Source organism: Amycolatopsis sp. w19, from assembly GCF_051373225.1.
In the GTDB taxonomy this organism is placed as follows: Bacteria; Actinomycetota; Actinomycetes; order Mycobacteriales; family Pseudonocardiaceae; genus Amycolatopsis; species Amycolatopsis japonica.
Map to the genome: position 1 here is coordinate 99,328 of NZ_JBPQFM010000016.1, position 12,702 is coordinate 112,029.

12 protein-coding genes are annotated in these 12,702 nt (G+C 69.0%); 3 read left to right on the forward strand and 9 right to left on the reverse strand.

Features of this window, described 5'->3' with window-relative positions; all coding sequences use genetic code 11:
• The first annotated feature begins 6 nt into the window (after nt 1–6).
• On the forward strand, nt 7–702 hold the full coding sequence (locus tag ACSMFO_RS27710; RefSeq protein WP_436461056.1) for a creatininase family protein: 696 nt from the start codon (nt 7–9) through the stop codon (nt 700–702).
• A gap of 156 nt (nt 703–858) precedes the next feature.
• Here ACSMFO_RS27710 and ribA read toward each other — a convergent pair whose 3' ends face one another.
• From ribA to ACSMFO_RS27735, 5 genes are read right to left on the reverse strand one after another with little or no spacing between them, the layout of a single operon-like run.
• The gene (gene ribA, locus ACSMFO_RS27715) at nt 859–2,430 is read right to left on the reverse strand and encodes a GTP cyclohydrolase II (RefSeq protein ID WP_436461057.1); all 1,572 of its coding nucleotides are present in this window, start codon (nt 2,428–2,430) and stop codon (nt 859–861) included.
• Nucleotides 2,427–3,245: a methyltransferase domain-containing protein gene (locus tag ACSMFO_RS27720; RefSeq protein WP_436461058.1), complete on the reverse strand. Its 819-nt coding sequence runs from the start codon at nt 3,243–3,245 to the stop codon at nt 2,427–2,429. The genes ribA and ACSMFO_RS27720 overlap by 4 nt, the downstream gene beginning before the upstream one ends.
• Nucleotides 3,242–4,309 (reverse strand): glycosyltransferase family 4 protein, encoded by a 1,068-nt coding sequence (locus tag ACSMFO_RS27725; RefSeq protein WP_436461059.1) that lies wholly within the window; start codon nt 4,307–4,309, stop codon nt 3,242–3,244. Before ACSMFO_RS27725 ends, ACSMFO_RS27720 begins: the two co-directional genes overlap by 4 nt.
• Nucleotides 4,306–4,704, reverse strand: coding sequence for a 6-pyruvoyl trahydropterin synthase family protein (locus ACSMFO_RS27730; protein WP_038518637.1), 399 nt, complete (start codon nt 4,702–4,704; stop codon nt 4,306–4,308). Before ACSMFO_RS27730 ends, ACSMFO_RS27725 begins: the two co-directional genes overlap by 4 nt.
• A 20-nt stretch (nt 4,705–4,724) precedes the next feature.
• Nucleotides 4,725–5,705: a zinc-dependent alcohol dehydrogenase gene (locus ACSMFO_RS27735; protein WP_436461060.1), complete on the reverse strand. Its 981-nt coding sequence runs from the start codon at nt 5,703–5,705 to the stop codon at nt 4,725–4,727.
• Between the two features lie 60 nt (nt 5,706–5,765).
• Between ACSMFO_RS27735 and ACSMFO_RS27740 the strand changes: the two genes are divergently transcribed.
• Nucleotides 5,766–6,461, forward strand: coding sequence for a CDP-alcohol phosphatidyltransferase family protein (locus tag ACSMFO_RS27740; RefSeq protein WP_436461061.1), 696 nt, complete (start codon nt 5,766–5,768; stop codon nt 6,459–6,461).
• Here the strand turns inward: ACSMFO_RS27740 and ACSMFO_RS27745 are convergent, their stop codons facing one another.
• From ACSMFO_RS27745 to ACSMFO_RS27760, 4 genes are all read right to left on the reverse strand, one after another.
• The gene (locus ACSMFO_RS27745; RefSeq protein ID WP_436461062.1) at nt 6,462–6,824 is read right to left on the reverse strand and encodes a tautomerase family protein; all 363 of its coding nucleotides are present in this window, start codon (nt 6,822–6,824) and stop codon (nt 6,462–6,464) included.
• 1 nt (nt 6,825) lies between these two features.
• Nucleotides 6,826–7,389: a TetR/AcrR family transcriptional regulator gene (locus ACSMFO_RS27750; RefSeq protein WP_436461063.1), complete on the reverse strand. Its 564-nt coding sequence runs from the start codon at nt 7,387–7,389 to the stop codon at nt 6,826–6,828.
• 712 nt (nt 7,390–8,101) lie between these two features.
• Nucleotides 8,102–8,668 carry an Rv1733c family protein gene (locus ACSMFO_RS27755; protein WP_436461064.1) on the reverse strand — a complete coding sequence of 189 codons (567 nt, stop codon included), beginning with the start codon at nt 8,666–8,668 and terminating at the stop codon, nt 8,102–8,104.
• Nucleotides 8,669–8,768: 100 nt separating this feature from the next.
• Complete coding sequence (locus ACSMFO_RS27760; RefSeq protein WP_436461065.1) at nt 8,769–11,345, reverse strand: EAL domain-containing protein; 2,577 nt, start codon at nt 11,343–11,345, stop codon at nt 8,769–8,771.
• Between the two features lie 134 nt (nt 11,346–11,479).
• Here ACSMFO_RS27760 and ACSMFO_RS27765 point away from each other — a divergent pair, with 134 nt between their 5' ends.
• The gene (locus tag ACSMFO_RS27765) at nt 11,480–12,631 is read left to right on the forward strand and encodes a beta-ketoacyl synthase N-terminal-like domain-containing protein (protein ID WP_436461066.1); all 1,152 of its coding nucleotides are present in this window, start codon (nt 11,480–11,482) and stop codon (nt 12,629–12,631) included.
• The last annotated feature ends 71 nt before the right edge of the window (nt 12,632–12,702 follow it).

A 12,702-nucleotide genomic window follows, 5' to 3' on the forward strand; every position in this document is an offset into this window, starting at 1 on the left:
GCCCGCGTGAACCTGTTCCCGACGGCCACGACGGCCGACGAAAGCGCCCGCGGCGCCGAGGTCGCGGTGCTGCCCGTCGGCAGTTTCGAACAGCATGGCGCGCACCTCCCGCTCGCCACCGACGCGGTGATCGCGACGACGATCGCCGACGCCCTCGCCGCGGCGTATCCGGTGCTGCGGCTTCCGCCGATCACGATCGGCTGCTCCCACGAACACGCGGAGTGGGCGGGCACGGTCAGCATCTCCGCCGCGACGCTGCACGCCGTGGTGAACGACGTCGCCGCGTCTCTGCGCCGTTCCGGTGTCCCGAAACTGGTGCTGGTGAACGCGCACGGCGGCAACTACGTCCTGTCCAACGTGGTCCAGGAGTCGACGTCGCCGATGGCGCTCTTCCCCGGTGTCGAAGGCTGGCAGGCGGCGCACGACGCGGCCGGGCTGGAGACGTCCCTGGACAGCGACATGCACGCCGGCGAACTGGAGACCTCCCTGTTGCTGCACGCGCACCCGTCGCTGGTCCGGGACGGGTTCACCGAGGCGGATCACCTCGCCGACGACAGGCGGCACCTGCTGACGGTGGGCCTGCGCCCGTACGCGGAATCCGGTGTGGTCGGGCGGCCTTCGCTGGCGACTGCGGAGAAAGGGCGGCTGGTGCTGGCGTCACTGGTGGAGGGCTTCGGGGACACCTTGGCCGCGCTCGGCTGAAGGGGACTTTCCCCGCATGTCATGCACTGTTCGCCTGTTCGGGCGGGTGGGGCGTCGGTACAGCGGGTCGTGAGTGTTTCGTGTCGTTCTAACCCTCTTTACCACTCACGACCCCGCACGCGCCCTTCACCGCGTGAGACGCGGGGAAAGTCCCCTTCAGCTCCGCGCCGCGCCCACCGACTCGATGGCGTCCAGATGCGGCAGGAAATGGTGCATCCGCTCCTGTTTGGTCCGCAGGTACCGCAGGTTCTCGTCGTTCGGCGTGACCAGCAGCGGCACCCGCTCGCTGATCCGCACGCCGTGCCGTTCCAGCTGGTCGACCTTCGCCGGGTTGTTGGACAGCAGCCGCACCGACCGCACGCCGAGATCGTTCAGGATCTCCGCCGCGGCGCGGTAGTCGCGGGCGTCCACGGGCAGTCCGAGCGCGATGTTCGCCTCGACGGTGTCGAGCCCTTCGTCCTGCAGCCGCATCGCTTTCAGCTTCGCGAGCAGGCCGATTCCGCGTCCTTCGTGGCCCTGGGCGTACACGAGGATTCCGGCGCCCTCGTCGACGATCGCCCGCAGCGCGGCGTCCAGCTGGTCGCCGCATTCGCAGTGCATCGAGCTGAACACGTCGCCGGTGAGGCATTCCGAATGGACCCGCGCCAGCGTGCGGGAGGTCGCGACGTCGCCGTGCACCAGCGCCATCTGTTCGGTGCCGTCGGCGTCCAAGTACCCATACGCACGGAAAACGCCGTACCGGGTGGGCAGTCTGGTCTCAACGACCCTCTCGACGGTCATCGGGCTTCTCCTGTCTGTTCGGTGACTCCTGACAGAACGCGCGAGCAGGACGCCCGCACCGGGAAGGCTGGAGACGAGCGCGAGCACGCCGTAGACGACGGCCACGGTGACGCCCTGCGCCGAACCGAGGCCGGCGGCGCCGAACAGCAGCGCGCAAACGCCTTCGCGAGGGCCCCATCCGCCGATGTTCAGCGGCAGCCCCATCGCGAGCAGGGCGAGGATCATCAACGGCAGCAGGTCGCCGACCGGCGCGGTGACGCCCGCCGCGCGCGCGGCGACGACGAACAGGGCGAGGTGCCCGGCGAGGGTGGCGACCGAGAGCAGGCCCACCCCTGGCCAGGTTTCCTTGGTCAGCAGGCCGAGCCGGACGTCGGCGAGGGAGACGGCGAACCCGCGGCGCCATTTCGATCCACTGTGGATCCACCGCTTCCCGGCCGTCATCCCGGTGACGATCGCCGCGAGGGCGAGGACGACCACCACGATCCCGGCGGCCGTCACCACGCGGTCGATCGGCGGCGGCACCACGGAAGGCGCGCTGAGCACGACGACGACCGAAGCGCCGATCACCACGATCTGCCCGGCCGTGCGCTCCAGCACCACCGCGCGGACGCCGCGCGGCACGTCACCGGCTTCGCGCCCGTGCTGCACGGCGCGGTTCACATCGCCGAGGACGCCCGCCGGCAGGACACCGTTGAGGAACAACGCGCGGTAGTACTCGCCGACGGCGCTCCCGAGCGAGAGTTCGAGACTGAGCCGCCGCGCGACGATGCGCCAGCGCCAGGCACTGAAAACCGTGGTGGCGAAACCGATCCCGAGCGCGGCGGCGATCCCGCCCGCGTCGACCTCGCGCAGACCTTCGAGGAACGCGCCGGTGCCCAGCTGCCAGACGAGCGCGCCGAGGATGGCGAGCGCGCCGACGATCCGAAGCCAGGGCCAGAGCCGTTTCACGCGGGCACCACCAGGAGATCTTCGTGCTGGATCACCGCGTTCAGCTCGCCTGCCGCGCACTGCGCGAGCCGCCATCGCAGGTAGGAGTCGCCGTCCGCCGCGAGTTCCGGCCGCTGTTCGCAAGCGGCGCCGACCCAGCCGGTGAGCCATTCCGCGGTCAGCGCGGCCTGATCCGCCCCGAGCCGCCAAGGGCTCGGCGCTCGCCGCGCGGTGGCGCCGAGGCGTTCGAAAACCCCGAAGGCGACGTCCACCGCGTCCGGCCCGAGCAGCCACCGGCCGCCGGTCACCCGGCGCTGATGCGCGTTGAAGGCGTCGGAGATCTCGACGTCGAACCTGTCCTTGGGCGAAAGCACGACCCGGCCCGAAACGCTCAGCGTGAACAGGACCGCGCAGCGCGCCTCGACGCACGCTTCCGCCAGCCGGGACATCTCCTCGGCGGTGAGCAGGTCGAGCAGCGCCGACGCCGCCACGAGCGAGGTCCCAGCGAGGTCCTCCGCGCGTAACTCGGTGATGTCACGCTGTTCGGTGACGACGGTGACTTCCCTTCCGTCCAAAGCGTGATCCGGACGGCTGGTGCGGGCCTGCGCGTGGGTGAGCAGGTCCGGATCGCGGTCGTGCAGGATCCAGCGCTGGCGGCCGGGCAGCCGCCTGGCCAGCCAGCGGCCGAGCGAACCGGTGCCGCAGCCGAGATCCCGGATGACGACCTCGTCCTGTTCGTTCAAGAAGGACCGCACCGGCTCGATCAGCTCGGCCGCCCGAGCGGCGGCGTCGGCGTCTTCACGCAGCTGGAGCCAGCTGGGGGCGTATTTGGTCATGCCGCCGTCCGTTCGCTCAGCAGCACGGCGGCGACGCCGCGGGCCGTCTCGTCCCAGCCGGTCAACGTCTCGCGGCGCAGGCGTGCGGAGGCGCGAAGGCGGTCACGCAGGTCGGGTTCGGTGAGCCAGCGGCGCAGGGCCGCGGCCAGCGCGTTGACGTCCTCACCGGGGACGAGCAGCCCGGGCACACTGCCGTCGGGCGCCCGGCCGAGCGTGTCCGGCAGAGCGTCGACGGCGGTCGTCAGCACGGGGACGCCGTGCGCGAGAGCCTCGGTGACGACCATGCCGTAGGTCTCCGCGCGCGAAGGCAGCACGAGAAGGTCTGCGGCCGCGTACGTCGCTTCGAGCTCCTCGCCGGATCGCGGGCCGGTGAGTGTGAACCGTCCGCCGAGCGCGTGCCGCCGCAGGCGTTCGACGTAGCGGGTCTCTCGGGGAATGGCACCAACGCACTCACAAATCCACGGTAGATCTTTGAGCGACTTCAACGCGTCCGCGAGCGTGCCCTGTCCCTTGCGCGGCGTGACGTTGGCGACGCAGACCAACCGCGTCCCGTCCAGGCTCCCGGACGCGACTTCGGCCTTGTCGACGCCGGGCGGCACCACGTGCACGCGATGCGCGGCGAGGTCGTGGTGCCCGATCAGCCGTCGAGCCGCCCATTCGCTGGTCACGACCACGGCGTCGACCGCGCCCAGCGTCTCGCGTTCCAGCCGGTCCAGTTCGGCGGCGAGCGAAGGCGAAAGTCCCGTCTCGTCGGCCAGCGGCAGATGCACCAGCACCGCGATCGACAGCCGCCGCGCGGCGGGCGCGATCACCTCGGGCACCCCGCAGGCGACCAGTCCGTCGAGCAGCACCGCGGCGCCGTCGGGAAGTTCGGCCAGCTTGCGTGCCAGGACCTTGCGCGCTTCGGCGTCGGGCCGCGGCCAGTTCCCGCGCACCGGGATCTCGTGGACCTCCACCGCCTCGCCGGCGAGGCCGTCGCACAACCGCCGGTCGTAGACGTTGCCGCCGCTGGGCGCGCTCACGTCGTCGATGTCGTTGGGCAGGACCACGTGGAGACGGTTCACAGCGCACGCTCGTAGCTCGCCCACGCGACGTGGGATTCGTGCAGCGAAACGGTGAGCCCTTCGAGGCCGCGCGCGCCCTCACCGAGCGCTCCCGCGTGGACGCGGCCGGCGAGCCGGTCCGCGATGACCTTGGCGAGGAACTCGGTCGAAGTGTTGATCCCGGCGAACTCGGGCACGTCGTCGAGGTTGCGGTAGTTCAGGTCGGCGAGCACCGCTTTGAGCTCTTCGGTCGCCTTGCCGATGTCGACGACGATGTTGTCGGCGTCCAGTTCGGACCGGCGGAACGTCGCGTCCACCAGGAAGGTCGCGCCGTGCAGCCGCTGTGCTGGGCCGAAGACCTCGCCGCGGAAGCTGTGGGCGACCATGACGTGGTCGCGGACGGTGATACTGAACAACGGACCTCCCGGATCGAGCCCTAACGCGTTTCCTCCATCTGATAGGTCACACGGAGGCAGAGCGTTCCTGGTTCATTCGCGGCCAGACGCGGCAAGACGTCCGGTAGTTCACGGAACTGACATTCCCCGCTGACCAGCACTTCGAACCCTGGATCGGCGAGGAGACGCAAGGCGAGCGCCAAACGGTCGGCGTAGGTCCGGTTCAGCCGGCGGGACGGCGAGACCATGCCGACCTGGCTGCTGCGGATCGACAGCCGTCGTGAGTGGAAGTTCTCGCCGAGCGGGACGCTGATCCTCCGGTCGCCGTACCAGCTCAGCTCGATGACCTCGCCTTCCGGCGCGAGAAGTTCCAGCGATCGGGCGAGCCCTGCTTCGCTCGCGCTGGCGTGCACGACGAGGTCGCACTCGCCCAGCGCGTCCTCCGGTGTCGAGAAGTCGACACCGAGCGCTTCGGCGATCTTCGCGCGCGCCGGGTCGACGTCGATCAGCTGCACCCTGGCTCCGGGGAAACCGGCCAGCAGTTTCGCGACGCTGCTGCCGACCATCCCGGCGCCGACCACGGCGATCCGGTCGCCGAGTTTCGGCGACGCGTCCCAGACGGCGTTGACCGCGGTCTCGATCGTCCCCGCGAGGATCGCGCGTTCCGGCGGGACCTCGCGCGGCACCGGCGTGACGGCGGACGCCGGGACGACATAGCGCGTCTGATGTGGATAGAGGCAGAAGACGACCTGCCCGGCGAGGTCGTCCGGACCGCGTTCGACCACGCCGACATTGAGGTATCCGTATTTGACGGGACCGGGGAAGTCGCCTTCCTGGAACGGCGCGCGCATGGCCGCACGTTGACTCGGTGGGACCTCGCCGCGGAAGACGAGCGTCTCGGTGCCGCGGCTCACGCCCGTGTACAGGGTGCGGACCAGTACTTCGTCATCGCCGACCGGAGGGAGCGTGACGGGCCTGAGCTCACCGTCGCCGGAACCACTGAACCAGAAGGCGCGTTCCATCGTGTCCTCTCATGTCGGACCCTGGAAGCGGGGTCACCGCCACCATAACGAGGAGGCCTCGTGATCAACCCCGGTATTTTCCTGGGGGTCCTCGTCCAGCTGGCGCTGCTGGGGACGCTGGACGCCGTCACCGGACTGGGCCCGCTGGGCTGGCTCGCCGGAGCGGCCTACGGCCTCGCCGTGGGCGGATTCCTGACCTACGGCCTGAACCGGAGCACCGCGCGCTCCCTCGGCCCCGCCGACGCCGTGACTCTCGCCCGCAGCGGGCTGGTCGGCTGCGTGACCGCGCTCGTCGTCGACACCGCGGGCCGGGAGATCGTCGCGATGGTCGTCATCGCGTCGGTCGCGCTCGCCCTGGACGCCGTCGACGGCCAGGTCGCGCGCCGCACCGGGACGGCGTCGCCGCTGGGCGCGCGGTTCGACATGGAGGTCGACGCGTATCTGATCCTGATCCTGAGCGTGGTCGTCGCGCAGTCGCTGGGCCCGTGGGTGCTCACGATCGGCGCGATGCGCTACGTCTTCGTCGTGGCGGGCAGGCTGTGGCCGTGGCTGAACACGCCGCTTCCGCCGAGCATGGCGCGCAAGACGGTCGCGGCGGTCCAGGGCATCGTGCTGGTCGTGGTGGCCTCGACGGTCCTGCCGTTCTGGGCCGGTTTCGTGGTCACACTGGGCGCGCTGGCGCTGCTGACCTGGTCGTTCGGACGCGACACGTGGTGGCTGCTGGAGCAGCACGCCTTCACCGCCGCGCCCGCGTGATCACGCGTACTGCGCTTCGCCGTTCCCGATCGACCAGTTGACCGGATCGGTCTCGGTGATCATGACGAGCACGTTCCGGGGCTCGGTCCCCGCGTACTCCTCGGCGAGCTCCGCGATCCGCCGGTACAGCGACTTCTTCTGCTCGTCGGTACGCCCCTGCCGCATGGTGATCGTGACGTACACGATCCCCTCGTCGCGGCGGATCCCCAGGTAGTCGTCGTATTTCAGGGTGCTCTGGCCGTTGAGGACCTGGAAGCGGTCGTCGGCCGGGATCCCGATCGTCTCGACCAGCGCGTCGTGGACGGCGTTGCCGAGAGCTTCGAGCTTCTCGGTCCCGATGGTGTCGATGCGGACGAAGGGCATGTCAGTTCTCCTTGGTGGTCAGCAGGCCGAGGGCGCCGTCGACGGCTTTCGCGAACACGTCCGGGGAGCCGGCGGCGCGGGCGAGGATGTACCCGCCCTGCAGCACCGCGACCAGCGCGGTCGCCGTGGTGAGCGGGTCGAGTGTCTGGTCGAGTTCACCGGCGGCGCGGCCCTCTTCGAGCAACTCGGCGAGGCGCCCGGTGAGCCAGCCGAAGTACTCCTCGACCGGCCTTCGCAGCTCCGCGTCGGCCATCACGTCGGGATCCTGGGCGAGCCTGCCGACCGGGCAACCCTTGAGCACGGTGCGCTCGCGGCGCAGGTAGACGGTGATGCGCTCGACGACCGAACCGGGCCCGGAGAACTCGGCCTCCGCCTTGGCGCGCAGGTCGTCGGCGCTGCGGCCGATCGCGGCGAGCGCGAGTTCGGACTTGCCCTGGAAGTGGTGGTACATGCTGCCCTGGCCGGCGCCGGAGCGCTCCTGGATCGCCTTCGGGCTGGTGCCGACGTACCCGCGCTCCCACAGAAGCTCGCGAGTGCTCTCGATGAGCCGTTCCCTCTTGTCCACGTCCTGACCGTACATACTAGTAGGTACAGAGACAAGCCACGCGCATGGGAGCAAGGGACCTTTGCTACCACTTTGACGCTTCCCCGCAGGTCAGCGCCCACATCCCGCATTTAGAGGACTAAACGCGACGGGCTCACGCGCTCCGCGATGGCCACCGGTCCGTGAAGACCTCCTTGACTACCCTCAAAGGAGGGTTCCGGCAAAGTCGCATAAGCGCCGGTCAATGCCACCCAAGACGATTCTGGCTGGATCTCCGAGCGGGGCAGATGCCAGGAGCTTGACCGGCTATTGTCCACAAAGGACACCAATCGACAGGTGGATGTCCGTTTGATGCATATCTGCCCGGTTTTCGAGTGAGTCGTGAGTGCTTTGTGTCGTTAGAACGACACAAAACACTCACGACCCACTCGCAAAACGCTCAAATCGGGCACGATCACCTCAGAATTGTCCCCTATGGACAGTCGAGAGGGGCGTGAGGCCACTATGACGAGCCCCCTTCGTCACCGCTTGACCAGCGGATGGCGACTTTGCCGGGACCCTGACCCTCAAAGTCGGGAAGGACGCCTTCACGGACCACCAAATCACCACATGCGCCTCAGCGACCCTCAGGCCTCACAGCCAGCGCGCGTGAAGGCCCCCTTCCCCTTGGGCTCAGCCGAGGGAAGGAGGCCTTCACGGACCGCAGGCATTCAGAGGACTAAACGCCAAAGCCTCAAGAACGCGAGTCCTGCCCGAACCGCTCCCACTCCCGGTCCCAAGCCGCCCACCGCGCCCGGTTCAGCAGGTGCCGCGCGAGCAGATACGCCGCCGCCAGCAGCGCCGCCGCGCCCAGCCACACCCCCACGCCGACACCGATCCCCGCACTGGCCGCGTCCAGCGGCGTCACCGGCGGCTCCACGACGGCACCGGACTCGTCGAGCCACACGATCACCGCGTCCCCCGCCGAAGCGCCGAGGCCCGAAGCGACACGCGCCTCCTGAAACCGACCATCCGGCAACGCCCATCGCGCCGCCACCGGGGCCGTCTCCACGGAGGGCGTCCCATCGACACCGACGCGCGCCGGCGGAGCGTCTTCGAGCAGGAACGCGGTCGTCGAGTGACGCGAAGCCGTCTCAAGAGCCGAGCGCGCCATCATGGTCGCGTAGGCCTCCGAGCCCGCCGCCGCGGCCAGCGGCACACCGAGCAGCGCGATCAGGACGCAGGCGATCAAGATCGCCGCCTCGACCCGATCCCAGCCGCGGCCGAGGTGGATCCGGCGCCACAGGTACACAAGCGACACGACGGACCTCCTTCACCGGTAAGCCTGCGCAGGGAAGAGCCGTCACGACAGGAGGCTTTGGTCCCGCATCAAAGGACCACGTACGCGACGAGCGTCCGGTTCACCGCACAACGTGTTCGTACGCGGGCTTCAGGTCTTCGACCCGGCCCGGCGGAGCCACCAGAGGCCCCTTCGCCCAATCGCAACCGAGTTCGTGCAGCACCTCGAGTTGCCGCGCGGTCTCGACGCCTTCCGCGACGACCATGAGGTCGACGGCGTGCGCCATCGCCATGATCCCGGCGACGATCGGTTCGGCGTCGCTCGATCGCCCGAGGTCGGCCACGAACGACCGGTCGATCTCGATCACGCTCAGATCGAGCCTGCACAGCTGCGCGAGCGAGGAGTACCCGGCGCCGAACCGTTCCGCGGTCACCCGCACCCCGGTCTTCCGCAGCGCGTCGACGGCGTCGGCCGCGTCCTTCAGCGCCGTCTCGTCGACGTCGAGACTCAGGTCCTGCGGCCCAAGACCTGCACTCTCCAGTGTTGTCTGAACCACTTGCAGCAACGTGGGATCGCCCAGTTGGCGGACCGAAAGGCTCACATTCACATTACAGTGCACACCATGATCGGCACGCCATCGAGAGATCTCGCAGGCGGCCTTGGCGAGAACCTCCGCCCCGATGACCGTCAAAAGATCGCCGTCGTCGGCGAGCTCGGCCAATTCCGCCGGATCGATCGGCCCGCGAACGGGATGGTCCCAACAGGACTTCGCCTTCACCGCGACCATCTCACCGGTCCGCAAATCGACGACGGGCTGATAAACGGTCTCGACCAGCCCTTCCGCGACGGCGTTCCGCAGATCCTGTTCCAGCGCGAAACGGTCCCGCACTCGTTTCCGCATGATCGGCGCATAGAACGCGTAACGACCGGGGCCGAAAGTTTTCGCCTGATACATCGCCAAATCGGCGTCTTCCAGCAATTCGTCGGCGGTGCGTCGATCGCCCGGTTCGGCGATCACTATTCCAATGCTCGTATTGATATGCAGTTCTCGGCCGTGCACCGTGAGCGATTCGGCGAGCCGCCGCTGGAGATGATCGGCCAGCGCCCGCACCTCGGCGGCTTCGGTATAACCGGTGGTGATGACCAGGAACTCGTCCCCGCCGAGCCGTCCGACCAGGTCCGAAGGCCCGGCGGCGGCCCGCAGCCGGTCGCCGATGATGCGCAGCACCTGGTCGCCGACGGTATGACCGAGCGAATCGTTGATGATCTTGAACTTGTCGAGGTCGATGAACATCACGGTGGTCGTGGCCGCCGGGTCGGCGATCGTCCGGCGCAGGTGGTTCAGCGCGTACGTGCGGTTCGCGAGCCTGGTCAGCGGGTCGTGGGTGGCCTCGTAGGCCAGCCGTTCGCTGATCGCCCGCCGTTCGGTGATGTCGGCGAAGGACGTCAGCACCGAGGGCACGCTCTGGCCGGGCGCCATCAGCGGGCCGGAGGTCAGCGAAAGCCATCGGTGCGCGCCGTCGCGCCGCCGCACCTGCACGACCCGCCCGGTCTCGACCTTCCCGGACCGGCGCACCCGCGCGGACGGCAGATCGTCGACGGGCACCGGAACGCCCTGTTCGTCGTGCAGCCGCAGCGTCCGGCTCTCCAGGCCGACCAGGGATCCCGACGGCACGCCGGCGATCCGGTGCGCCGCGGAGTTCGCCAGCTCGATCCGTCCGCCGGGGCCGACCAGCAGCACCCCCTCGTCGAGCGTCTCGACGACGGTGGCGAATTCGGCCTCGGCCCGGCGCTGCGCGGTCTCGTCGGCGCACAGCAGCACGTAACCGTCGAACATCTCGGCCGCGGAGACACGCACCGCCAGCGCCGTGCCGTCGGCGCTGTAATGCGTCGCCTGCACGACACCACCCGCCGCGACGACCTCCCGCGGGCTCATCGGCGCGCCGACGACCTCGGCCACCGGCACCCCGATGACCTGGTCGAGGTCGTGCCCGTAGACGGCCTCGGCCGCCGGGTTCCAGCTCGTGACCAGCCCGTCGGGCGACGTCGCGATGATCGCGTCGCTCGCGTGGCCGACCAGCGCCGCCTGGAACCGCAGGCCCGACTCGGCCGCCTTCTGCGTGGTCAGATCGCGCATGATCACCTGGTACGCGGGCTTGCCCTCCCAGGTGGTGAGCACCGCCTGGGATTCGACGGCAACGCTACGGCCTTGAAGGGTCCGCAAGGTCATCTCGGTCGGTTCGCTGAACGAGCCGGGCGAGGCCAGCGAACCGATCCGCGCCAGCAGCGCGTCCTGCGAACCCGCGTCGACCAGATCCGTGATGTGCGTCCCGATGATCTCGGTCGACACCTTCGCGCCGACGAACCTCATGGTGGCCGAGTTCACGAACACGACTTTGCCCCGCTGATGGACACAGATCCCGTACGGACTCGCCTCCACCATCGTGAGATATTGCGTCCCCAATGTCCCGCTGTCGGAATTTTGCTCCAAAAGGCGGTACCCCTGGCCGAGAAAAGCGAGCGCGGGTTCGCCGCGCCGATCCCTCTCGGCGGACAACTCGGTCAGCAGACGGACGAGCGACGCGTGCCGGTCGGTTTTTCCCACCGTGCGGGTCGCGGTGCCGTTCGCTGGCGAGGAATCCTGATCCGAGGGCCGGTGGGTGTCGGGAGTCCCACCGTCGAGATCGTCAGGATCCATCTGATCCAAACCCCCTACTCGACTGATGTAGCTTCCGATTAGATCACTAAATCGACGTAGCCGTCCTCCCCGGACAGCTGACCGGTACGGCTATTCCACCCCAGCGTTGACCGAATGTAGTTGAAGGGAAACACGTGCGGAGCAAAACAGACATCTGCGGCATCGGCGCCGTAACCGCCTACGGCTGGGGCCGCGAATCACTGTGGGAGGGCCTGGCGAGCGGCGTCCCCTGCGCCCAATTCACCGAAGGCTTCGGGGAGACCCCGGATCTGCCCGGCTGGGTCGCGCACGTCGCCGAGGGCGGCAAGGCGAGGGACGGCAGCCTGCACGCGCGCGCCCTGCTCGCCGCGGCACGGGAGGCGATCGTAGACGCCGGCTCGCGAGGCTGGACGCCGGGACGCCGGGTCGGGGTCATCTCCGGCGGCGTCCGTGAGGACCTGCGCACCTGGGACAGGCTCACCGAACTCGGCGAGCAGCTCATGTACCGGCGCGAGTTCATCGGCATGATGCCCTCGACCCCGATCGCCACGCTGATGTCGGAGTTCGGCTTCCACGGCCCCTCCATGGCCACGTCCGCGATGTGCGCGACCGGCAGCGCCGCCGTGCTCACCGCGAAGATGTGGCTGGACGCGGACATGGCCGACGACGTCGTCGTGGTCACCACCGATCTGTCCGCCACCAGGCCGATGGTGCGCAACTTCGTGCACTGCGGGGTGGCGATCACCGACGTGCCCCCGCTCGAGGCCTGCCGCCCTTTCCAAGAGGGCACAAAGGGTTTCACCTTCTCCGAGGCCGCGGTCGCGGTCGTGCTGACCCAGCGGAAGACCGATTCGTACGCGACGCTGCGAGGCGGCGCGATGACGCACGAAGCGCACAACGCGATGGCGCTCGACCCCGATTCGACGAGCGCGATCGAGGCGGTGACCGGCGCGCTGGAGAACGCGGCCGCCGCACCGTCGGACGTCCGCTACCTGAACGCGCACGGCACCGGCACGAAACTCTGCCACCGCACGGAATCCCAGATCCTCGAAGCGGTCTTCCCCCACCAGACCGGGATCTACTCGATCAAACCGCTGACCGGGCACAGCCAGTCGGGCAGCGCGCTGACCGAGATCGCGGCGATCTGCCTCGCGGCCGAGCGGGATCTGGTGCCGGCGCCGAAACCGGTGGCGGACGGGCATCCGCAGCTGCTGGACGGACCGTCCCGGCCGGAAAGCGGGCTCACCGTCAAGACGTCGATCGGGATGGGCGGCTACGTCGCGGCTGTCGTACTGGAGACTCCCTAGCGAGCAATTCGATAACACACGGTCCCACCGTCGTCACGAGCTGTCATTATCTAGCGACCAGCTCTGAGCAC